General features: G+C 57.6%; 24 protein-coding genes. 13 read left to right on the top strand and 11 right to left on the bottom strand.

Going from position 1 to position 22,273, the window contains the following annotated elements; genetic code table 11:
* Positions 1-9: 9 nt before the first annotated feature.
* Together aroC and QRN55_RS12490 are read right to left on the bottom strand one after the other, a co-directional pair.
* Positions 10-1,107 carry a chorismate synthase gene (aroC, locus tag QRN55_RS12495; RefSeq protein WP_233122664.1) on the bottom strand — a complete coding sequence of 366 codons (1,098 nt, stop codon included), beginning with the start codon at positions 1,105-1,107 and terminating at the stop codon, positions 10-12.
* Positions 1,108-1,274: 167 nt separating this feature from the next.
* Positions 1,275-4,412 carry a bifunctional diguanylate cyclase/phosphodiesterase gene (locus QRN55_RS12490; RefSeq protein ID WP_284776927.1) on the bottom strand — a complete coding sequence of 1,046 codons (3,138 nt, stop codon included), beginning with the start codon at positions 4,410-4,412 and terminating at the stop codon, positions 1,275-1,277.
* Positions 4,413-4,706: 294 nt separating this feature from the next.
* Here QRN55_RS12490 and QRN55_RS12485 point away from each other — a divergent pair, with 294 nt between their 5' ends.
* Positions 4,707-4,967, top strand: coding sequence for a DUF1344 domain-containing protein (locus QRN55_RS12485; protein WP_062450584.1), 261 nt, complete (start codon positions 4,707-4,709; stop codon positions 4,965-4,967).
* Positions 4,968-4,973: 6 nt separating this feature from the next.
* On the opposite strand, the gene QRN55_RS12480 is transcribed toward QRN55_RS12485, so the two are convergent.
* The 4 genes from QRN55_RS12480 to QRN55_RS12465 form a co-directional block, all read right to left on the bottom strand.
* On the bottom strand, positions 4,974-5,582 hold the full coding sequence (locus tag QRN55_RS12480) for a histidine phosphatase family protein (RefSeq protein ID WP_284776926.1): 609 nt from the start codon (positions 5,580-5,582) through the stop codon (positions 4,974-4,976).
* Positions 5,583-5,700: 118 nt separating this feature from the next.
* The gene (gene fabI, locus QRN55_RS12475; RefSeq protein ID WP_112498330.1) at positions 5,701-6,519 is read right to left on the bottom strand and encodes an enoyl-ACP reductase FabI; all 819 of its coding nucleotides are present in this window, start codon (positions 6,517-6,519) and stop codon (positions 5,701-5,703) included.
* Between the two features lie 151 nt (positions 6,520-6,670).
* A complete protein-coding gene (locus QRN55_RS12470; protein ID WP_284776925.1) occupies positions 6,671-7,753 on the bottom strand; it encodes a DnaJ C-terminal domain-containing protein in 1,083 nt (360 codons plus the stop codon).
* A 218-nt stretch (positions 7,754-7,971) separates the two neighbouring features.
* Positions 7,972-8,421, bottom strand: a complete 450-nt coding sequence (locus tag QRN55_RS12465; protein WP_111840608.1) for an RT0821/Lpp0805 family surface protein — start codon at positions 8,419-8,421, stop codon at positions 7,972-7,974.
* 57 nt (positions 8,422-8,478) lie between these two features.
* On the opposite strand from QRN55_RS12465, the gene pdxH reads away from it, so the two are divergent.
* Complete coding sequence (gene pdxH, locus QRN55_RS12460) at positions 8,479-9,099, top strand: pyridoxamine 5'-phosphate oxidase (RefSeq protein WP_111840609.1); 621 nt, start codon at positions 8,479-8,481, stop codon at positions 9,097-9,099.
* A 14-nt stretch (positions 9,100-9,113) separates the two neighbouring features.
* On the opposite strand, the gene QRN55_RS12455 is transcribed toward pdxH, so the two are convergent.
* The 5 genes from QRN55_RS12455 to QRN55_RS12435 form a co-directional block, all read right to left on the bottom strand.
* Complete coding sequence (locus QRN55_RS12455) at positions 9,114-9,779, bottom strand: HAD family hydrolase (protein WP_162694633.1); 666 nt, start codon at positions 9,777-9,779, stop codon at positions 9,114-9,116.
* A gap of 3 nt (positions 9,780-9,782) precedes the next feature.
* The gene (locus tag QRN55_RS12450; protein ID WP_112498333.1) at positions 9,783-10,220 is read right to left on the bottom strand and encodes a bleomycin resistance protein; all 438 of its coding nucleotides are present in this window, start codon (positions 10,218-10,220) and stop codon (positions 9,783-9,785) included.
* A 99-nt stretch (positions 10,221-10,319) separates the two neighbouring features.
* Positions 10,320-10,577: a hypothetical protein gene (locus tag QRN55_RS12445; RefSeq protein WP_284776924.1), complete on the bottom strand. Its 258-nt coding sequence runs from the start codon at positions 10,575-10,577 to the stop codon at positions 10,320-10,322.
* 9 nt (positions 10,578-10,586) lie between these two features.
* Positions 10,587-12,002 (bottom strand): metalloprotease TldD, encoded by a 1,416-nt coding sequence (gene tldD, locus QRN55_RS12440; RefSeq protein WP_284776923.1) that lies wholly within the window; start codon positions 12,000-12,002, stop codon positions 10,587-10,589.
* 97 nt (positions 12,003-12,099) lie between these two features.
* A complete protein-coding gene (locus QRN55_RS12435) occupies positions 12,100-12,618 on the bottom strand; it encodes an invasion associated locus B family protein (RefSeq protein WP_111840612.1) in 519 nt (172 codons plus the stop codon).
* Positions 12,619-12,945: 327 nt separating this feature from the next.
* On the opposite strand from QRN55_RS12435, the gene coxB reads away from it, so the two are divergent.
* The 11 genes from coxB (at position 12,946) to rnhA (ending at position 22,211) form a co-directional block, all read left to right on the top strand.
* Positions 12,946-13,842, top strand: coding sequence for a cytochrome c oxidase subunit II (gene coxB / locus QRN55_RS12430; protein ID WP_284776922.1), 897 nt, complete (start codon positions 12,946-12,948; stop codon positions 13,840-13,842).
* 17 nt (positions 13,843-13,859) lie between these two features.
* Complete coding sequence (ctaD, locus tag QRN55_RS12425) at positions 13,860-15,554, top strand: cytochrome c oxidase subunit I (RefSeq protein WP_284776921.1); 1,695 nt, start codon at positions 13,860-13,862, stop codon at positions 15,552-15,554.
* Between the two features lie 118 nt (positions 15,555-15,672).
* Positions 15,673-16,626 carry a heme o synthase gene (locus tag QRN55_RS12420; protein ID WP_112498447.1) on the top strand — a complete coding sequence of 318 codons (954 nt, stop codon included), beginning with the start codon at positions 15,673-15,675 and terminating at the stop codon, positions 16,624-16,626.
* Positions 16,626-16,757, top strand: coding sequence for a cytochrome c oxidase system small membrane protein (locus QRN55_RS12415; RefSeq protein WP_111840616.1), 132 nt, complete (start codon positions 16,626-16,628; stop codon positions 16,755-16,757). Before QRN55_RS12420 ends, QRN55_RS12415 begins: the two co-directional genes overlap by 1 nt.
* A 26-nt stretch (positions 16,758-16,783) precedes the next feature.
* On the top strand, positions 16,784-17,386 hold the full coding sequence (locus tag QRN55_RS12410) for a cytochrome c oxidase assembly protein (protein ID WP_233136020.1): 603 nt from the start codon (positions 16,784-16,786) through the stop codon (positions 17,384-17,386).
* 201 nt (positions 17,387-17,587) lie between these two features.
* A complete protein-coding gene (locus QRN55_RS12405; protein ID WP_111840618.1) occupies positions 17,588-18,463 on the top strand; it encodes a cytochrome c oxidase subunit 3 in 876 nt (291 codons plus the stop codon).
* 85 nt (positions 18,464-18,548) lie between these two features.
* The gene (locus QRN55_RS12400; protein ID WP_284776920.1) at positions 18,549-18,935 is read left to right on the top strand and encodes a DUF983 domain-containing protein; all 387 of its coding nucleotides are present in this window, start codon (positions 18,549-18,551) and stop codon (positions 18,933-18,935) included.
* Positions 18,928-19,680 (top strand): SURF1 family protein, encoded by a 753-nt coding sequence (locus tag QRN55_RS12395; RefSeq protein ID WP_502871313.1) that lies wholly within the window; start codon positions 18,928-18,930, stop codon positions 19,678-19,680. Before QRN55_RS12400 ends, QRN55_RS12395 begins: the two co-directional genes overlap by 8 nt.
* Before the next feature lie 26 nt (positions 19,681-19,706).
* On the top strand, positions 19,707-20,753 hold the full coding sequence (ispH, locus tag QRN55_RS12390) for a 4-hydroxy-3-methylbut-2-enyl diphosphate reductase (RefSeq protein ID WP_284776919.1): 1,047 nt from the start codon (positions 19,707-19,709) through the stop codon (positions 20,751-20,753).
* A gap of 52 nt (positions 20,754-20,805) precedes the next feature.
* A complete protein-coding gene (locus QRN55_RS12385; RefSeq protein ID WP_284776918.1) occupies positions 20,806-21,774 on the top strand; it encodes a homoserine kinase in 969 nt (322 codons plus the stop codon).
* The gene (gene rnhA / locus QRN55_RS12380; protein WP_111840622.1) at positions 21,771-22,211 is read left to right on the top strand and encodes a ribonuclease HI; all 441 of its coding nucleotides are present in this window, start codon (positions 21,771-21,773) and stop codon (positions 22,209-22,211) included. Before QRN55_RS12385 ends, rnhA begins: the two co-directional genes overlap by 4 nt.
* Positions 22,212-22,273 lie beyond the last annotated feature (62 nt).

Below are 22,273 nucleotides of genomic sequence, written 5' to 3'. Positions count from 1 at the left end.
GTCTGTCTCCTATTCCAGACGGCCAGTCTGGCCGCGGTCTCTGAGGTAATGGTCGGCAACGGTGCAGGCAACCATGGCTTCGCCAATGGGCACGGCGCGAATGCCGACGCAGGGATCGTGGCGACCCTTCGTGCGCACATCGACATTGCGCCCATCGGCATCGATGGACTGGCGCTCGGTCAAAATGGATGAGGTCGGCTTGATGGCAAAGCGGGCGACGACAGGTTCGCCGGTTGCGATGCCGCCCAGAATGCCGCCTGCATGGTTGGACAGGAAAATCCGCCTGCCATCATTGCCCATCCGCATTTCGTCGGCATTTTCTTCGCCGGTCAACTCGGCAGAGGCAAAACCTTCGCCGATTTCCACGCCCTTGACGGCGTTGATCGACATGAGGTTGGAAGCGATATCCTGATCGAGCTTGGCATAAATGGGGGCGCCTATACCAGCGGGAACGCCCTCGGCCACGACTTCGACAACGGCACCGATGGAAGAACCGGCCTTGCGGATGCCATCGAGATACTCTTCCCAGACCGGCACCATCTCGGCATCCGGGCAGAAGAACGGGTTCTGGTCGACCTGCGCCCAATCCCAGTTGTCGCGGTTGATCTTGTGTTTTCCGATCTGCACCAGCGCGCCGCGCACATTGAGGCTGGGCACCACCTTGCGGGCCAGCGCACCGGCGGCAACACGGGCTGCCGTTTCGCGGGCGGAAGACCGACCGCCGCCACGATAATCGCGAATGCCGTATTTCAGGTCATAGGTAAAATCCGCATGGCCGGGGCGGAAGCTTCTGGCGATTTCGCCGTAATCCTTGGAGCGCTGGTCGGTGTTTTCGATCATCATCGACACGGGCGTTCCCGTGGTGATCATCGTCTCACCGTCCTCGTCCATCATCACACCGGAGAGGACTTTCACAATGTCGTCTTCGCGGCGCTGGGTCACGAAGCGGTTCTGACCAGGCTTGCGCTTGTCCATCCATGCCTGCACTTCGGAAAGTGTGAAGCGAATACCGGGCGGGCACCCGTCGATCACACAGCCCAGAGCAGGACCGTGGCTTTCGCCCCAGGTGGAGACACGGAAGAGATAACCGAAGGTATTATGCGACATATGATCAAACCGAGAGAGCGGCATTCCGCAGGCGGAACGCATTTTCAAAAACAGGCGGGTTTGTCATAGTGTAAAAACCGGGGAAGGCAAAAGCCTTTCTTTTGCCAATGGGGCTCGTCGGGAATGGCGCAGGCGGGCAGGGGGCCACCCGCCATCTTGCTGGTGCATCACGATACCTTGCGCCATCTTTCCGCGCCTGCGAATTCCGAAAACTCTTCCGGCGCAAGCGGCTTTGCAAAGGCGTAGCCCTGAACCATGTCGCAACCCAGCTGCCGCAGCAGGGCGGCGTGTTCCTGCGTTTCTACGCCTTCGGCAATGGTTTCCACACCCAGCGAGCGGGCGATGTCTATGATGGAGCGGACCAGCGAGCGCTCCTGCGGCGAGGTGACGATAGGCATGACCAGTTGCCGGTCAATCTTCAGGCGCTTCGGCTTCAGGCGCAACAGGCTGATGATCGATGTGTGGCCGGTGCCGAAATCGTCGATTTCGATATCGATGCCCATGGCCTTGATGCGCTCGATATTGCTTGCAGCGACATCTTCGTTCTCATCGAGGAAAATCGATTCCACCAGCTCGAACGTGACCTCGCCGGGCTTGATCTGCAATTGCTTGAGGCTCTCGATCAACTGATCGTCGTGCAGGCGGCGAACCGAGACATTGACCGAAACACGCGGGACATTGAAGCCCTTCAGGCGCCAGATTTCCATGTCTCGCAGCGCGTGTTGAAGAACGATGTGGTCGATGTTCGAGACGACGTTCAGCTCCTCGGCAATCTTGAGGAACTTGTCCGGTGTCAGAATGCCCCGGACAGGGTGGCGCCAGCGCACCAGCGCTTCCACGCCGGTCAGTTGTTGCGTGTTGGCGCAGAATTGCGGCTGATACCACGCTTCAAACTCGCCGCGCTCCAGTCCCGCCAGAATTTCGTCGGCGGTGCGCTTGTGGCTGACGATTTCGGCCTGAAGGTTCTGGGTGAAGAACTCGTAACGGTTACGACCCGTTGCCTTTGCGCGGTAGAGCGCGAGATCGGCGTTGATCAGCGTGCGTCGTGCATCCGCCGAACCGATATCCGCGAACGCTATGCCGATGGAGACGCCGCAGCGGCAGGTGAAGCCCTCGAAATCAAAGGGATGGCTGAAGGCCGCAATGATCTTCGTGGCGATTGCTTTGATGTTGTCCTTGTCGGCCAAGGGCGAGATGAGGATGACGAATTCGTCGCCGCCGATGCGCGCGACGACGTCGCCTTCACGGACGTTTCGCGACAATATTTTCGCAGCATGGATCAACACCGCATCGCCGGCAGCGTGGCCCAGCGTGTCATTGATCTGCTTGAAGCGGTCGAGATCGAGGTGGAGAATGGCGAAACGCTTGCGCTCGCCGGGAGAATGCGAGGAGAGCGCGTCCAACTCGTGGTCCAGCTTGCGGCGGTTGGCAAGCCCGGTTAGAGGGTCGTGAAGCGCATTATGCTCGATGCGGTTCTTGGCGTGTTCCAGCTCTGCGTTTCTGGCCTCCGCTTCATCCTTGGCGGAGTTGAGCTGTTCCGACAGCAAAACATCAGCGGTGACATCGAAGGCGATACCAACGATTTTCCGGGTTCCATTGCGGTTTTCGTGGAGACGGCCGACAGCTTTGACATAGCGAATGCTACCATCAGGCAAAACGATCCGCTGCGTGGTCACGCGTTCCGGGTCATCGGCGGCTCTCATCGTGTTCAAAAGAGCGTTCGGTCTTTCGTCGGGATGGATACAGTTGAGGTAATCATCCCGCGTGACGTATCTTCCCGCCTCCGGTGGCAGTCCGTAAAGCTCGCACATCCGCTCATTCCAAACGGCGCTGGAATAGTCGGCGACTGATTCCCATATGCCGCAATTGTAGGATTCCAAGGCGAGTGTCAGGCGCCCCGAAAGCTCTTCCAACTCATGTTCGCGGCTTGAAAGCTCCTGCAGGGCAAGCTCGAGTTCGGCATTCTTGATGTCGCTATTGTCCTTTGCCTCACGCAGCTTTTGCGCCATCAGCATGTCGGATGTCACATCCCACAAAATGCCCGTGGTCTGGTAAGTGCCATCGGGTTTGATGTAGCTGGAACCGGCAGAGCGCAGATAGCGAACGGTGCCACCTTCCATCGGCACGCGATAGACTTCCGATGATGTCTGCTGGCCGGAGGAGCAATTGAAGAAGAACCGTGCCGCCTTCGAGCGGTCCTCGACCACCAGCGCCGTCAGCCATGCGTTCAGCAACAGGTGCTGCTCCTGCATCGGAAAACCATGCAGGCTGGAGGCGCGCTCATCCAGATAACAGCGTGATGTATCGTTTTCGATTTCCCAGATGCCGATACTGGACGAATCCATCGCAAGCTTGAAGCGCTGGGAGAGTTCCAGAAGCTTGCTCTCGCGCTGGCGCAGCGTCTTGATGTTGCGGTTGCGCTCGGAAAGCAGCAGTGCGGCCACGATGATGGGCAGCAGCATGGATATTGCAGCGATGGCCAGAGTGGTGCTGACGGAGCGATAATAGGGCTTCACCGCCTCCCATCCCGACGCGGGTGTGGCACGGATTTCCCAGTTCGAACCGGGCAGGTCCACGGTTCTGACGACGGGGTCTTCGTGCAGTGGCTCAAGGACGCTGCTGACGACTTCGTTCGTCACCGTATCGCGGATTTCGAACCTTATATCACCGGCGTCTTCACTCAGCGGTGCATGCGTGTCGTAACCGATGTTCTGGAGCAGCTTTCTGCGGTCGACGACGGCAAGGATGAGATCATCTTTATTCGTGTTTCCAGCGGTGGCAGGCGGCATGGTGACGATGACCATGATGGTGCCGCCCTCAGCCGCCTCGAAAACCTGCGTGTGCGGCAGACGATCTTTTTCCGGCATGGCCGCTAGCTTCGCCAGCCACTCGTTCAGCATCCTGTTCAGTCGATCGGCGGGAAAATCAGACGCAGACTGAGACGTATAGACCTTATCCAGCTGGAAATTCTGCGCAAAGCCGATGGCGATGAAATGGTTCGACTGCTCGAACTGGAAGTCTGCGATCCTGTCAAAACCCTGCGTTGACAGCGTGGCGTAATGCCCAAGCGAGGTCAGCGTCGCGACATCGTTGCGCAAACGCATGACAAGACCGTCATGCAGGAGATCGAGCGCGTAATGCGCGTGGGTTTCGAGGTCTTCGCGCATTGACGTCGCGCTGCGGTGATCCACGACATTGAATGCGCAGAAGGTGATACCGGCCATGGCGAGAGCCAGCATGGCGGCGACAACCCGGCGTTTTATGATTTCGTTAAGGCGGTCGCTAATATCAGCCCAAACAGTCACTTAATTATCCTTCGGCATTATCGCAATTTTCTCTGCTATACAGTGTAAAAGACAATATATTCTGAATCGTGAAATATAGATCGTGTTTCAATTAAAGCTAATATAGAAACACCAAAATTGCCGGGCGGTTTCGCGCACAGCAAGAGGAAACATTGCCTAAAGGCTTGATTAAAAGTTAAAATCCGTTCATCAATTATACGGAAAATGTCATGCTTGCGGGCGAATTCCGCCACATTCGGGAGGCAAATCTTGTCGCGTACACAGTTTTTCAGCAGCCTTAAGAAAGCTATAGCGATGCGTTTGATGATTGCCGCACTGATGGCCACAGCCAGTCTGTTTGCTCCCTTCAACGCGTTCTCGCAGAGCGTGGATGTGGAATCCACCATCAGCAAGGTGGATGTGAAGGGCCTGACGATTACGCTTGCCGATGGCAAGAGCTACAAGGTACCCGAAGAATTCAATTTCGATGGTTTGCAGGCGGGCGTTAAGGTCGTGGTGTTCTACACCGAAGTCGACGGAAAGCGCGTCGTGGATGACCTTGAGGTTATCCAGTAACAGCCCTTAGAGGTTCGCCGTGGCGTCGATCCACTCGGCGGTTCCGTTATCGGTTTCGACCCTGAGAATCTTGTCCTGCGGAATGGGAATGTCCGCAGCTTCTTCTTTTTCCATGCCTGTCACCAGACGGAAGATGGAGCGGATAACGCCACCATGGCAGACGCAGACGGTCTGACGCTCGACAGACGCTAGCCAAGCGCCGATCCGCCAGGACAAAATCTCGTAGCTTTCAGCGTCCTGACCGGGTGGGATGAAATCCCATTTGGCAGCCTTGCGGGTCCTGACTTTTTCGGGATGCGTGAGCTTCAACTCGGGGAGTGTCTGGCCTTCCCAGTCACCGAAGGAAACTTCCACCAAACGATCATCGGTTCGGTAGGCGTTCGTGTCCAGTCCCATGGCACCGCGCAGCAGTTCCATGGTTTCGCGCGTGCGGCCCAGCGGGCTGGCGATGTAGTCGAATTCGGGAGCTTTTTCCCCAAGAATGTCGCGAAGGGTCTTGCCGTTGGCGATCGCCTGTGAGCGGCCGAAGTCATTGAGGGGAATGTCTTTTTGGCCTTGAAGCCTGCGGATCGCATTCCAGTCTGTTTGTCCGTGACGGATAACATAGACCAGCAAAGCGTCACTCCTGTTTCATTCGGTCATTCAAGGACAGCTGCGCTGTACTCAACGGCAAGTGCGTTGATTACACATGTCGCGCAAAAGCGCTTTACACTTTTGCGCGACATGCAGAATATCAGTCTTTTACGACAGAGATATCGGGCGCGTCCACAGCCTTCATGCCGATCGTGTGATAGCCGGAATCGACGTGGTGAACTTCACCCGTCACGCCGGTGGACAGATCGGACAAGAGATACAAGGCGGATTTGCCGACTTCTTCGATGGAAACGGTGCGCTTCAGCGGCGCATTATATTCGTTCCACTTAAGGATATAGCGGAAGTCACCGATGCCGGAGGCGGCAAGCGTCTTGATCGGGCCAGCCGAGACAGCGTTGACGCGAATGCCACGACCGCCGAGATCGACAGCGAGATAACGAACGCTGGCTTCGAGAGCCGCCTTTGCAACGCCCATGACGTTGTAATTTGGCATGACTTTTTCCGCGCCATAATAGGTCAGCGTCAGCAGCGAGCCGCCATCGTTCATGACCGGGTCCGCGCGCTTGGCAACTGCGGCCAGCGAATAGACCGAAATGTCCATGGTACGGTTGAAGTTGTCGCGGCTGGTATCGAGATAACGACCGGTCAGCTCATCTTTGTCGGAAAACGCGATGGCGTGAACGACGAAGTCGATCTTGCCCCAATGTGCTTCGATATTCGCAAACACCGCATCGATGGTGCTGAGATCGGTCACGTCGCAGTGGCCCGCCATAAACGCGCCAAGTTCCTGCGCAAGTGGTTCGACGCGCTTCTTCAGCGCATCGCCCTGCCAGGTGAAAGCCAGTTCCGCGCCCGCATCCGCGCACGCCTTGGCAATGCCCCATGCGATGGAGCGGTTGTTTGCGACGCCCATGATGAGGCCGCGCTTGCCAGCCATGAGGCCGGATGTCTGAGCCATTGGATGCTCCCTATACACAAATCGAACTTGCCTATGGCATAGGCCGAACGCCGGTTCAAGCAGGGCCGGGATCATCTCGTGTTTGGGAACGTAACAAAGGGTGCGTTGTTCACGCCTTTCGACAAGAAGTACGTAGAAACCGTGTGCCGGCTTAGAGATAAAGCCCTTCGCGCATGTGGCGCATGAGGTCCATCACCTTGGCATCCGGCGTGTCCAGCAGCACAATGCGCAGCTCGACGACGAAATCCCCATGGCCGCCATTGCCATCGGCAAGACCCTTGCCTTCAACGCGAATGGCGCGGTCGGAGCCGGACCATGCGGGAACATCGACTTTCACCTCTCCGAACGGAGACTGAACGGTGGCCTCGTAACCCAGAACGGCATCCGCCAGGGAAACAGGCAAAGTCGTGTGAATATCGAAATTGTTGATGGTGAAGGGGCCATCTCGCGAAACCAGCAGCGTCACCACGAGGTCGCCGCGATTGGATTCCGGCAGTTTTAGCCCCTGACCCTTTAGACGCACGACGTAACCATCCGTCATGCCGGGCTCGAGCTGGAAGCGAACTTCCCGGTCTTCTGGCATGTTGAGGGTGACCCACTTGCGCTCGATAAGATCGGTCACGCTGATTGTGGCTTCGGCGGTGATATCGGGTGCCTTTTCGGGAACACTCGTGGTGCCCCTGATACGGCGCAAAAGCGAAGCGAAGAAGCTCGTGACCTGCGCGCTGGCAGCTTCGGCCTTTTCTCTTTGCTGTGCCGGAGTGTCTTCCGATGAATTGTCGGACTGTTCTGCCTCAGCCTTGGCGGAGACCTTGGCCTTCGCGTCTGCGCCGAAAATGCGCTCCAGCATATCCTCGGCAGTTTCCGGCTTTGCAGCCTCGGCTGACGGTTCTGCCTTAGCAGTGCGGGCCTGTGCGCGGGCCAGTTCTTCCATCAGTTTTTCCGCAGCCTTTGCGCGTTCCGCTGCCTGTCTGGCTGCATCGCGCTGCTGCATGATGGTCTGGTCGCGTTTCTTGGTTTCCGCCACACGCTTGGCCTGATCATAAAGGCCGCGTTTCTTGGGGTCTTTCAGGAGGTCATAGGCCTGGCCTATTTCGGCAAAGCGCGCGGTTGCGTCCGGGTCGTTGCGGTTTTGATCAGGATGCACGGCTTTCGCCTGCGAACGCCACGCCGCCTTGATTTCGTCCGATCCGGCATCCTTTTGAACACCGAGAATAGAGTAAGGATCACGCATCCAGACCACCAGTTACGCTTGCCGGTGCAGGCCGTTTGTTTCCATCATGAAAAGCCTGCAACACGTATGCCACCCCTTCTGAACGTGCTTGCGGTGTATTGCGTTGCATCGTTCGGTTTAAATTGGGTTTGACTGTCGCAAGAAGTTGCTAATCAGACCTTTACAGTCGCAAGCCGTCAGCTGTTGCTGCCGCTTTAAAGAAGGAAAGGGTAAATGCTTTATTTCTGGCTGAAGCGGGTCATCAGCCATTCACCGGTCTCTGAGAGACAGGCCTGACCGCTATAGCTCGCCACGCCTTCGAAAGAATGGCGAGTGGTGTCGAACTGGCGGCACACGAATCCGCTGGCCCTGTCTTCCCTGATGGCGGTGACGACACCGGCACTGCCGGTGGCCGCGTTGGCCCAGGGCAGGGGAGAATCGGAAATCTTTGCGAGATCGGCAGACGTGACGGCGTTGCGGATCGTCGCATCGTCGGAAAGCGTCTGGGTATTCGACTGGTTGGGAACCGATGCCGTGGACAGGGATTTATCGACCTTGTCACCACCGAACAGGTCAAGACTGACGCAACCGGTCAACATGCCAAGCATGCACACAGTTGCGGAGACACCCGCGACCGATGACAAGAAGCTCTTTGTTCGACTGTTCGACTTTGCTATGACGTTCACCATCTATAAACCAGAATCCATCTCTGGTGTGCAAATCAGCTCAGGAGCATTTTATTCAATATGTCGGAAAGCCGGTTAACATCCAGTGACTTTACTGAGGAAAATGAACCTTTCACACTTTTTGCGGCCTGGTTGCAGGATGCGACCGCGTCGGAAATCAACGATCCGAACGGCGTAGCACTCGCTTCGGTGGATGAGGAAGGCATGCCCAGCGTGCGTATGGTTCTGTTGAAACATGCCGATGAGCGGGGCTTCGTTTTCTACACCAACTTCGAAAGCCGCAAAGGCCATGAACTGCTTGGCCAAAAAAAGGCGGCCATGTGTTTTCATTGGAAAAGCCTGCGCAGACAGGTGCGTGTGCGCGGTCTGGTCGAGGTTGTCAGCGATGCGGAAGCGGATGAATATTACGCAACGCGCGCCCGTGGCAGCCGCATCGGCGCATGGGCGTCCAAACAGTCGCGCCCGCTGGAAAGCCGTTTCGCGCTGGAAAAAGCGGTTGCCGCCTATACGGCAAAATACGCCATCGGCGACATACCCCGCCCGCCGCACTGGTCGGGCTTCCGCATCCAGCCGCTGACCATCGAGTTCTGGCAAGACGGCAAATTCCGCCTGCACGACCGCGTCGAATTCCGCCGCGATACGCCTCAGGGCGATTGGTCGAAGGTGCGGATGTATCCGTGATCTGAAAGCGTCTGTTACGACGCTTTCAACAATTCCGCTACGTCGAACAGGCTGTCGCAGATCGCCACACACTTTTCGCGCATCGCGTCCGTCGCGGGCGCGACATCCGGCACCATAATGGTCTGCGTTCCAGCGCTCCATGCGGACTGAACGCCGTGATAGGAATCTTCCAGCGCAACGCAATCGCGAGGGTCGATGCCGAGACGTTCGGCGGCGGTCAGATAGGGGAGGGGCGATGGCTTCGGTTCCGCATAATCGCCGCGCGCCAGGATATGGTCAAAGCGGCGCAGGAGATCGAACGGGCCGAGATGGCGATTGACGGATTCGTGGCCGGACGACGTGGCGATGGCGCGCGGCAGGCCCATCTCGTCCAGCAGATCCAGAATTTCGAGAACGCCACCCCGAAGTGCCACGCCATCCGCCATCTGGATCGCCAGATGCCGAAGCCAGGCGTCGCGAAACGCCTCCATTGGAAAATCCTCGCCGTATTCGGTGCGGATGGTCTTGGTAATGACATCCCACGGACTACCGCAGACCCGCTGGTAGACATCGACCACCATGCCATGGCCGCCCTCTTCTGAGGCAGCCAGAAATGCATCCCGGTAGTGCTTTTCGCTCTCGATCAGCAGCCCATCCATATCAAAAATGACGGCTTTCGGCCTGCGCAACATCAGGGCCATGGTTCAGCCGAACCGGAATGGGCGCTCGCCCAGGCTTTCGAATGGGCGGATGAGGTAGCCGTCCGGGTCAGCGACGACGAATTGCCGGTTGCCGACTTCGGTCTCGCCCCGCCGATACCATTTCTCTTCCAACGGCAGAAACAGTGAAATCTCCGCGCGCTCCAACCGCTCGATAATGGCCTCCAGCGATGGCACCACCAATTGAAGGTTCATTCCCCGCCCCAATGGATAATTCATCGGCCCGTTGTCGTCTTCGAAAGTCCGTCCCGCCCCGATCTGGTCGATCATCAGCTGCGCATCACCCAGCGCCAGATAGGTAAAACCTTCTTCTGGACGTTCATAGACCACGTGAAAACCGATGAGATCGCAATAAAAAGACCGGCTTCTCGGCCAGTCGCTAACGGCCAGTTCAGGAACAAGGGCATTTGCTATGAAAGTCATTTTTGGGCCATGTCACCTTTAAAAATACAATTGCTATAACGCTTCTGCGCAGAAAAGGTAACTCCGTTCAGGCGGAAACGTTGCAGGCCCGCGATCCATTCAACGCGAACGCACCAGTTTGAGGGCACCATAGGTCAGCACGATCATGAGCGGTAAGCTGATGCCAAAGCCGATCAGCATTTCCAGATCAGCAACCTGTTCCGCATTTTCCGCCCCATAAAGATCGACAAGCTTTTCGGCAAGTGGTTGCGGAAATTGCGGAAACCAGTCAGGTCGCGTGAGCCAGAGATGCGTGAGAACGCTTGAGGCGAACAACACCCATATCGATAAGAGAGTTAGTTCGGCGAGCTTCCGCATGACGCTCCGTCAAGCCTTCGTCCCGCCCACGGTGATTTGGTCCATGCGCAGATGCGGCTGGCCAACGCCGACCGGCACCCATTGGCCTGCCTTGCCGCAATTGCCGATACCGGTGTCGAGCTTCATGTCGTTGCCGATCATCGTCACGCGCTTCATGGCGTCAGGCCCGTTGCCGATCAGCATGGCGCCCTTGACCGGCGCGCCGATCTTGCCGTTCTCGATCAGGTAGGCTTCCGTGCAGCCGAAAACGAATTTGCCCGAGGTGATGTCCACCTGACCGCCGCCGAAGGACACGGCGTAGATGCCCTTCTTGACCGAAGCGATGATCTCGTCCGGTGTCTTGTCGCCGCCCAGCATATAGGTGTTGGTCATGCGCGGCATCGGCACGTGGGAATAGCCCTGACGGCGGCCATTGCCGGTTGCCGTCATGCCCATCAGGCGAGCGTTCTGCCGGTCCTGCATATATCCGACCAGCTTGCCGTTTTCGATCAGGACGTTGTAGGCCGATGGCGTGCCTTCGTCATCGACAGTGATCGAACCGCGACGATTGTCGATGGTGCCGTCATCCACCACGGTTACACCGGGTGCTGCCACCGTTTCGCCCAACAGGCCAGCAAAGGCCGATGTCTTCTTGCGGTTGAAATCACCTTCCAGCCCGTGGCCGACCGCTTCATGCAGCATCACACCGGGCCAGCCAGAACCGAGCACCACATCCATGGTGCCCGCAGGCGCATCGATGGCGCTGAGGTTGACGAGGGCCTGACGCAAGGCGTCATCGGCACCGCGCTGCCAGCTTTCCGTGGTGATGAAATCGCTGAAGCCAACACGACCGCCGACGCCGAAGGAGCCGCTTTCCTGACGGTCGCCTTCTCCGGCGATGACGGAGATATTGATGCGCGTCATCGGCCTGATGTCGCTGACGCGGTGGCCGTCTGCACGCAAGATATCCACGACCTGCCAGCTTGCCGAGACGCTGGCCGTGACCTGACGCACCTTGGGGTCCTTGTCGCGCAGATAGGCATCGATTTCGGTCAGAAGCTTGACCTTTTCCTCGAAGCTTGGCGCCCCAATGGGATTTTCATCGCCGTAGAGTTTCTTGTTGGTCCGCTGCGGTGCTGCGGCGTAAGATCCGGCATATCCCTTAGTCACGGCGCTAACGGCATCCGATGCACGCTGAAGGGCGCCCAGCGAAAGTTCGCCAGCATGGGCATAGCCCACTGTTTCACCCGCAACGGCGCGAAGGCCAAAGCCCTGATCGGTGTTGAAGCTGCCGCCCTTGAGGCGACCATTGTCGAAGGTAAGGGATTCCGACTGCGCATGTTCCACGAACAATTCACCGTCGTCTGCCCCTGAGAGCGCCTCGGCGACCTTGGCGCGCAACTGCCCTTCATCGCAATCGAAAAGGGTCAACAGGTCTTGGGTCATCGCAGGCTCCAGTCTTGGTGTGTCCTCAGCATCGAACAGTCTTTCTGTCCAATGCTTCAGCGCATTTAAGTGCTGAAACCCTTGCGCGCAAGATCGGTCAGGGGAGGGTGTCGTAACCTTCGGCAAAGCCGCGCAGCTCGATGGGGATACCGACACGGTCCTGATCCACGGCTTCACGCAGCGCGAAAACGGCATTCTTGCCAGCCCGCAGCACCTTCAGCAACTCGTCGTCAATATCGACCTCGACATAGCAACCTTCGGAGAAGCAGCGTGTGAAATAGGCGCGGCCGATATTGTTGTTGTCGATGTAAAGTTCCATCCCGTCCTTCAACAACACGCCCAGCGGCGCCAGAATGCGCAGAATGCGCGACTTGCGATCCGCTGTCTTGAGAATGACAACGGAAAGGCCGACTTCCGGGCGATCGTCTGCAATCACGTTCTGCATCAATGCGCATTGTTCTTCGGATGCGCCTGCGGGCTTGTCGCAGATGACAGACCATGCGCCATGCGTCGATTTCGGTGTTCCCGGCGGCTGCTGGGCAAAACCCGCAGCGGGAACGGTAAGGGAAAGACCGGCGGCGAAAAGAAAAGCGCGCGCAATCGGGGACAGACGCATGGATACCTCGGAATTCGAATCAGTGCGGCTATTTTGACTTGCCGTCAGGGACAAGGAAAGAGCCGCGCTCCTCAATTCCAAGCGAGTGCGGCCAAAATAGGACTTAGAGGGGAGATGGCTGCGGTTCCGGGCTTCGGCAAGCGCCTAATCCTGCGCTTTACGGGCCTGCTTGGGCCATCATAGCAGAACGTATAGCGTTAAAAATGCGTGGCTTGCCAACCAAGGCGATATTGCGGCGAAGGGCAAACTATGATTTGAAGTCTACACTATATGCATGGATTCTGCGTTTGAGATTGATCATGATCAAACGCGTGAGGGAGAGGTACCGTGACTAACAGGATTTACGCAAGCTTGGTGGGCACCATCTGTCTGCTCACGGCTGCCGGCGCCCGCGCCGATCAGCCGCGGGACTGGCAAATGGGATTGCAGGAGGCAGCAACGCCCATCATGCATGAGATTCGCTGGTTCGAACAATATACGCTTTGGTTCATCGTTCCGGTCACGCTGTTCGTGCTCGCCCTGTTGATTGTCGTCGCGGTCAAGTTCCGCGCGTCGAAAAATCCGGTGCCGTCCAAGACAAGCCATAACACTGCCATCGAGATCGTCTGGACGCTTGCGCCGGTTCTCATTCTGATGTTCCTGGCATTTCCCTCGTTCAACCTGCTCAATGCGCAGCTGACGCAGCCGGAAAATCCCGATCTGACGCTCAAGGCCACAGCTACACAGTGGCAGTGGAACTACGAATACGCGGCTGCCGAGGGCACTGAGCCGCTGGCCTTCGACAGCTACATGCTGAAAGAGCCGGATCGCGCCACCGCTGGAAAGCAGGATGTGGCTCGCTATCCGCGTCTTCTTGCCGTCGACAACGAAATGGTCGTTCCCGTCGGCAAGACCGTGCGTCTTCTGGTCACGGCAGCGCCGACAGACGTCATCCATGCCTTCGCCATGCCTGCCTTCGGCGTCAAGATCGATGCCGTGCCGGGCCGCCTGAATGAAACATGGTTCAAGCCTGAAAAAGAAGGCCTCTATTACGGGCAGTGCTCCGAGCTTTGCGGCAAGGATCACGCCTTCATGCCGATCGCCATACGTGTGGTTTCCGAAGAGCAGTATAACACCTGGCACGCCGCAGCCGCTTCAGATCTGAGCGGTGCGAACCGGGCGCTCATGGCTTCCGTGGATGGTGCGCCAAGCACCGTTCAAGTCGCCGAAAACGAAACCAAGTAACGTAAGGAGTGAGGACAATGGCTGGACCTTCCGCACACGACGATCATCACTCTCACGCGCATGATGTTTCTCATGATGATCACGCGCACCATGCGCATAAGCCGAGCTTCGCTCAGCGCTGGCTCTTTTCCACCAACCACAAAGACATCGGTACGCTCTACCTGATCTTCGCGATCATCGCCGGTATCATCGGTGGTGGCCTTTCCGTCGTCATGCGTATGGAACTGCAAGAGCCGGGCATCCAGATTTTCCATGGCCTCGCATCCATGGTCTATGGTTTCGAAGGCGATGCAGCCATTGATGGTGGCAAGCACATGTATAATGTGTTCACCACCGCGCACGCGCTCATCATGATCTTCTTCATGGTCATGCCTGCCATGATCGGCGGTTTCGCCAACTGGATGGTGCCGATCATGATCGGTGCGCCAGATATGGCGTTCCCTCGTCTCAACAACATCTCCTTCTGGCTCATCGTGCCAGCCTTCATCCTGCTGCTTCTGTCGCTCTTCGTTGAAGGACCGGCGGGTGCCTATGGTGTGGGTGGTGGCTGGACCATGTATCCGCCGCTCTCGACCAGCGGTATGCCGGGGCCTGCGGTGGATCTGGCGATCTTTGCGCTGCACGTTGCCGGTGCCTCGTCCATTCTGGGTGCAATCAACTTCATCACGACCATTCTCAACATGCGTGCGCCGGGCATGACCCTGCACAAAATGCCGCTGTTTGCATGGTCGGTGCTGGTCACGGCGTTCCTGCTTCTTCTGTCGTTGCCGGTTCTGGCTGGTGGCATCACCATGCTTCTGACCGACCGCAACTTCGGCACGACCTTCTTCTCGCCGGAAGGCGGCGGTGATCCAATCCTCTACCAGCACCTGTTCTGGTTCTTCGGTCACCCGGAAGTCTACATTCTAATCCTGCCCGGCTTCGGCATCATCAGCCACATCGTCTCGACATTCTCCAAGAAGCCGATCTTCGGTTATCTCGGCATGGCTTACGCCATGGTCGCCATTGGTGCCGTCGGCTTCATCGTGTGGGCGCACCACATGTACACAGTCGGCCTGTCGCTAGAAGCGCAGCGCTACTTCGTCTTCGCAACCATGGTCATCGCGGTGCCCACGGGGATCAAGATCTTCTCCTGGATTGCCACGATGTGGGGTGGGTCGCTGACTTTCTCGACACCGATGATCTGGGCCATCGGCTTCATCTTCCTGTTCACGGTGGGTGGCGTCACCGGCGTACAGCTCGCCAATGCCGGTCTCGACCGTTCGCTGCATGACACCTATTACGTGGTCGCGCACTTCCATTACGTGCTGTCGCTGGGTGCCGTCTTCGCGATCTTTGCGGGCTGGTACTACTGGTTCCCGAAGATCACCGGTTACATGTACAGCGAAAAGATCGGCAACCTGCACTTCTGGGTCATGTTCGTCGGCGTCAACCTCATCTTCTTCCCGCAGCACTTCCTCGGTCTTGCTGGCATGCCGCGTCGTTACATCGACTACCCGGATGCCTATGCACATTGGAACGCAGTGTCGTCCTACGGCTCTTATATCTCGGCCGTGGCGGTTCTCATCTTCCTCGCCGGTGTCTGGGAAGCCTTCGCCAAGAAGCGTGTGGCGGGTGACAACCCCTGGGGTGAAGGTGCAACCACGCTGGAATGGCAGCTGTCTTCGCCGCCGCCATATCACCAGTGGGAACAGCTTCCCCGTATCCGCTGAGGCATTTTGTCCAAGCGTGTATGTTTGCTGAACATGATAAATGTCAGTTTCACGCTGAGATGAAAGACACACAGGAGCGCCGCATCCATGCGCGGCGTTTCCTATGAAAGCAGGAAAAATGACTGTTATCGACAATCGCGACACGTTGGGACTGGAAAGCGTCAGGCTTTCGGAAGCGGGCGCTCGCGATTATTTCGAGCTGCTGAAGCCACGCGTCATGTCGCTTGTGGTGTTCACGGGCTTTGCTGGCCTCGTCCTCGCGCCGGGCACGATCAATCCGGTTCTGGCCGTGGTTGCCATCCTCTGTATCGCCGTGGGTGCCGGTGCATCCGGCGCGCTGAACATGTGGTACGATGCCGATATCGACGCCGTGATGACGCGCACCGCCAAGCGCCCCATCCCGTCTGGTCGCGTCGCACCCGGTGAAGCGTTGGCATTCGGCCTGATATTGTCGGTGTTCTCAGTCGCCATTCTGGGGCTGGCCATCAACTGGTTCGCCGCAGGCCTTCTGGCCTTTACGATCTTCTTCTACGCCGTGGTCTACACCATGTGGCTGAAGCGCTCGACACCGCAGAACATCGTTATCGGTGGCGCGGCAGGCGCATTCCCGCCCATGCTGGGCTGGGCCTGTGTAACGGGCGGCGTGTCGCTCGACAGCACCATTTTGTTTCTCATCATCTTCCTTTGGACGCCTGCGCATTTCTGGGCGCTGGCGCTTTTCAAGATGCGCGACTACGGCTCCGTCGGCATCCCAATGATGCCGAATGTTGCAGGCGAGCGGTCCACCAAAAACCAGATGATCGCCTATGCGGTGCTGACGGCCTTCGTTGCGGTTGCGCCCTATTACACGGGTCTTGCGGGTGCCGGTTACGGCATCTTCGCCGCCGTTCTCAGCGCCATCTTCATCTACTGTTCCATCTCTGTCCGGCGCATGCCGGATGGCGACGAGCGTATGATGCAGGCCAAGAAGATGTTCGCCTATTCGGTTTTCTATCTCTTCGCGATCTTTTCCGGCCTGTTGGCCGATCATCTCGCGCCGTCATTTATGACGTTGATCTCGGGAGCGGCATAATGGAAACCATCAAGCTCAACGATGCACAGAAGCGCTCGCGACGCAGCCGCAACATCGCGCTCGGCGTCGTGCTGGCATCGCTCGTGGTTCTTTTCTACATCATCACCATCATAAAAATCGGCGATTTCTGATCGCGATCAGAGGAGGGGGAGGCGATATGGCAGCAACGGAAACCACGGCTAAGAAGACCAGCAACGGCTCTATTCTCGTGCTGTGCCTTGTCTTCGTCTGCGGCATGGTCGGCATGGCCTATGCGTCGGTGCCGCTTTACCGTCTGTTCTGCCAGGTCACCGGCTATAACGGCACCACCCAGCGCGTCGAGCAATATTCGGATGTCATTCTCGACAAGACGATGAAGGTCACCTTCGACGCCAACACCTCCACCGGTTTGAACTGGGATTTCCGTCCGGTCGACAGACAAGTCGAGCCGAAAATCGGCGAGACGGTGCAGGTTATGTTCAAGGCGACGAATCGCTCGCCGGTCGCCACCACCGGCAGCGCTGTGTTCAACGTGACGCCGATGGAGGCGGGTGCCTACTTCAACAAGGTGCAATGTTTCTGCTTTACGGAAACCACGTTGCAACCCGGCGAAACGCTTGAGATGCCAGTGGTTTTCTTCATCGATCCCGAGATCGTCAAGGCTCGGGAAACGAAGGGCATTCATACTTTGACACTGTCCTATACGTTTTATCCGTCCAAGACGGAAAAACCGGTTGCGTCCTTGCCGGTAAAGACTGAACGTGAAGAGACGAAACTTTGAGAGTGGGAGGCCCGACCGTTTCGGTCGTGCTGTAGACGTGGTCTTCTTGACGGAGAACACGATATCGAGTGAGACGAGCGCATCGACTTGAAACCTCAAGGGTTTCGAAATGGTCGATGGGTAGATGAAGAGAGTGAGAGCGTGGCGTGCGTCCGGTTGGACGTCCGGCGCTTTAGGGAAGAGCCTGCGGGGATCGATCACATGGCAGACACACATCAGAAGAAACATGACTACCATATCATAGACCCCAGCCCGTGGCCGCTTCTGGCCTCGATTGGTGCTTTCGTCCTGACCTTCGGTGGCGTCTGTTACATGCGCTACCTGCATGGCGGATCGATGAAGATGTTCGGCCTGGAATGGGCCAACCCATGGATGTTCTACATCGGTGTTGCCATCGTGCTCTACGTCATGTACGCCTGGTGGGCCGATACGGTGAAGGAAGGGCATGAGGGGCACCACACGCCCGTCGTGTCGCTGCACCTGCGCTATGGCATGATCATGTTCATCGCCTCCGAAGTCATGTTCTTCGTGGCTTGGTTCTGGGCCTATTTCGATGCCAGCCTTTACCCGCATGAGGCCATTCAGGCAGCACGCGTGGAGTTCACAGGCGGTCAATGGCCACCCAAGGGTATCGAGGTCATCGATCCCTGGCACCTGCCGCTTTACAACACCGTCATCCTGCTGTTGTCCGGTACCTGCGTGACCTGGGCGCACCATGCGCTGCTGCACAATGACCGCAAGGGTCTGATCAGCGGACTGGCGTTGACGGTCGCGCTCGGCGCATTCTTCTCCTTCGTGCAGGTTTACGAATACATGCACGCGCCATTCGACTTCAAGAATTCGATTTACGGCGCGACCTTCTTCATGGCGACGGGTTTTCACGGCTTCCACGTCTTCGTGGGAACGATCTTCCTGCTGGTCTGCCTGTTCCGTGCCATTTCAGGTGATTTTTCACCCAAGCGGCATTTCGCCTTCGAGGCTGCTGCATGGTACTGGCACTTTGTGGACGTTGTCTGGCTGTTCCTGTTCTTCGCTATCTACGTTTGGGGTGGCTGGGGCGCACCGCTGGCCCATTGAGGTCAAACGAGGAATTGAACAAAGGGCGGCGCGTGCCGCCCTTTGTATTTTTGCGGCCTGATGGATCGCAAAGGGAGAGGATGCGATGACGCAGGACAATGAGGCGCTTTATCCGCCCGTGGACCCGGTCAAGGTTGGGCTGCGGGGCTGTTGCCCGCGTTGCGGCCACGGCAAGCTGTTTGCCGGATTTCTGACGTTGAAACCCAAATGCAGCGCCTGCGGTCTGGATTATGCCTTTGCCGATGCGGGCGAGGGGCCTGCCGTTTTCGTCATGCTCATCGTCGGTTTCCTCATCATCGGTCTGGCGCTGTGGTTCGATGCGCGGTTTGCGCCACCGGTCTGGCTGCACGCCTTGATTTGGATACCCACGGCGATCATCCTGTCGCTCGTTCTGCTCAAGAAAATGAAGGGCATCATGATTGCCCTGCAATATCGCACCAAGGCCAGTGAAGGCAGGATCGATCGTGACTGACAGCGCATCTCTTAAACCGCGACAGCGCAGCTTCTGGTTTGCCGCACCGCTCATCCTGCTGGCCATGATCATTCTCGTGTCGCTGGGTACTTGGCAGGTGAAACGGATGTACTGGAAAGAGGCGCTTCTGGCCGATATCCAGCAACGCATCCACGCAGCCCCCGTGCCGCTTTCGGATATCGAGGAGATGGCCAAGAGCGGTGGCGATATCGAATATCGCACTGTGGCGCTCACCGGCACGTTCGATCACGCCCACGAACAACACTTCTTCGCGACGTTTCAGGGCCAGACCGGCTATTACATCTATACGCCACTGAAGCTTGAGGATGGCAGATCCATTTTCGTCAATCGTGGCTTCGTGCCCTATGACATGAAAGAGCCTGCCAAACGTATGGCAGGCGAGGTTGCAAGTGTGGTGTCGATAGAAGGTCTTGCCCGCGCGCGGCTTAACGCCAAACCATCCAGCCTGCTGCCGGAAAACGATCTGGGCAAAAACATCTATTATTGGAAAGACCTCACCGCAATGACCGGCGCTGCGGGGCTTCAGGCGGAAAATGTCCTGCCATTTTTCGTGGATGCCAACGATGCACCCAACCCCGGCGGATGGCCGAAGGGCGGTGTGACCCTGATCGATCTGCCGAATAATCACCTTCAATACGCGATAACTTGGTACGGATTGGCGCTCGCCCTTGTCATCGTGGTCGGTTTTGCCTATGTCCGGGGTTCAAGAAAAGCGACGGACTGAAAGCTCGGGAGGCAGAAGGAGAAGGAATGAATATTGCCGTTTCCAAACCGCCTCTGACGATCAGGCTCTGTGGCCCGCGTGGCTTCTGTGCCGGTGTCGACCGTGCCATCCAGATCGTCGTTCTGGCGCTGAAAGCCTATGGCGCTCCGGTTTATGTCCGCCATGAAATCGTTCACAACCGCTATGTCGTCGAAGGTCTTGAGGCCAAAGGCGCGATTTTCGTTGAGGAATTGAACGAAATTCCGCCGGAGCATCGCCAGCAGCCCGTGGTGTTTTCGGCCCATGGGGTGCCAAAATCCGTGCCGGAAGACGCGCAGGCCAGAAACCTGTTCTACCTCGATGCGACGTGCCCGCTGGTGTCGAAAGTCCACAAGCAGGCCATGCGCCACCAGCGTCTTGGCCGCCATGTCATCCTCATCGGTCATGCCGGTCACCCGGAGGTCATCGGCACCATGGGGCAACTGCCGGAAGGCTCTGTCTCGCTGGTCGAAACCATCGAAGATGCCGCGCGCTATCAGCCCGCGGATAAACAAAATCTCGGCTTCGTCACCCAGACGACCCTGTCCGTGGATGACACGGCAGGCGTGATTGCCAAGCTTCAGGAGCGGTTTCCTGCCATGCAGGCACCTGCGGCAGACAGCATCTGCTATGCCACCACCAACCGTCAGGATGCGGTCAAGCAGGCGGCGCCCGGTTGCGACCTTTTCATCGTCGTCGGCGCCCCCAACTCCTCCAACTCCAAGCGGCTGGTGGAAGTGGCATTGCGCGCAGGCGCAAAGCGCTCCGTGCTGGTGCAGCGCGCTGCCGAAATCGACTGGAACGAGGTCGGTGAGGTCGAGACCGTTGGCCTGTCTGCCGGTGCGTCCGCGCCCGAGGTCATCGTGGATGAGATCATCCAGGCCTTCAAGGCGCGCTACGACACCAAGCTCGATCTGGCCGTAACGGTCGAGGAAACAGAACATTTCCTCGTCAATCGCGAATTGCGCGAGATCGAACTAACGGTGCAGGACATGGCGTTCGTCAACGGTAGCGCAAGCGACGCTCTGCCTGCCAAACTCGCCAAGCCCTTCTGATCGCTAGCGAAAATTTATGTCCCGACCCTTCTTCCGCTTAAGAGATTGAAAATTGGCAGTTTACACGGATATCAGCGAAGACGATCTGCGGCAGTTTCTCGGACAATACGATGTCGGTGAGCTGACATCCTATAAGGGCATTGCCGAGGGCGTGGAAAACACCAATTTTCTGCTGCACACGACAAAAGAGCCGCTGATCCTGACGCTCTATGAAAAGCGGGTGGAAAAGTCGGACCTGCCATTCTTTCTGGGCCTGAAGCAGCATCTTTTCGCAAATGGCCTGTCGTGCCCTCTGCCCCTGCCGCGCCACGATGGCGAGCTTCTGGGTGAACTTTCGGGCCGTCCCGCCGCACTGATCTCGTTTCTGGAAGGCATGTGGTTGCGCAAGCCCGAGGCGCGTCATTGCCGTAAAGTGGGTAAGGCGCTCGCCGCCATGCATCTGGCTGGTGAGGGCTTCGAACTCACACGCCCCAATGCGCTGTCGGTGGAAGGCTGGAAGGTTCTGTGGGAAAAATCCGCTGATCGGGCTGACGAGGTCGAAGCCGGTTTGCAAAGCGAAATCCCTGCCGATATCGATTTCCTCAGCACCCACTGGCCGAAGGACCTGCCATCGGGCGTCATCCATGCCGATCTGTTTCAGGACAATGTCTTCTTTCTCGGAGATGAACTGTCAGGCCTGATCGACTTCTATTTCGCCTGCAATGATCTGCTGGCCTACGATGTTTCCATCTGCCTCAACGCATGGTGCTTCGAGAAAGACGGGTCTTATAACGTCACGAAGGGCAAGGCGCTGCTGGAGGGCTACCAGTCTGTGCGGCCCATGAGTGCGGCTGAACTGGACGCGCTGCCGCTTCTGGCGCGCGGTTCTGCACTGCGGTTTTTCCTGACCCGCCTTTATGACTGGCTGACGACGCCGGAAAGCGCGCTGGTGGTCAAGAAAGACCCGCTGGAGTATCTGCGCAAGCTTCGGTTCCACCGCGCGGTTTCCAACGTGGCGGAATACGGGCTGACAGTCGCATGAAGCATGTCGAAATTTACACCGATGGTGCCTGCTCGGGTAATCCGGGTCCGGGCGGCTGGGGCGCGGTGCTGCGCTATGGCGAGACGGAAAAAGAACTGTTCGGTGGAGAGGCGGATACCACCAACAACCGCATGGAGCTGATGGCAGCGATACAGTCGCTCAACGCGCTAAAAGCGGCTTGCGAGGTCGATCTTTACACCGATAGCGCCTATGTGAAGGACGGCATCACCAAGTGGATTTTCGGCTGGAAGAAAAAGGGCTGGAAAACCGCCGATAACAAACCGGTCAAGAATGTCGAGCTTTGGCAGGCGCTAGAATTGGCACGTGAGCGACACAAGGTGACGCTACATTGGGTCAAAGGCCATGCCGGTCACCCGGAAAACGAACGTGCCGACGAACTTGCCCGAAAGGGCATGGAGCCATTCAAACGGCGGTAACAGACAGGTGCTTTACTGGGGTTGCAGATCGCGCCCGCAAGGCTATCTATCGCTGATCATAA

Source organism: Agrobacterium sp. lyk4-40-TYG-31 (assembly GCF_030209855.1).
GTDB classification, from domain to species: domain Bacteria; phylum Pseudomonadota; class Alphaproteobacteria; order Rhizobiales; family Rhizobiaceae; genus Agrobacterium; species Agrobacterium vaccinii.
The sequence above is the reverse complement of the archived record's forward strand: the minus strand, read 5'-3'. Positions and strand labels throughout refer to the sequence as shown.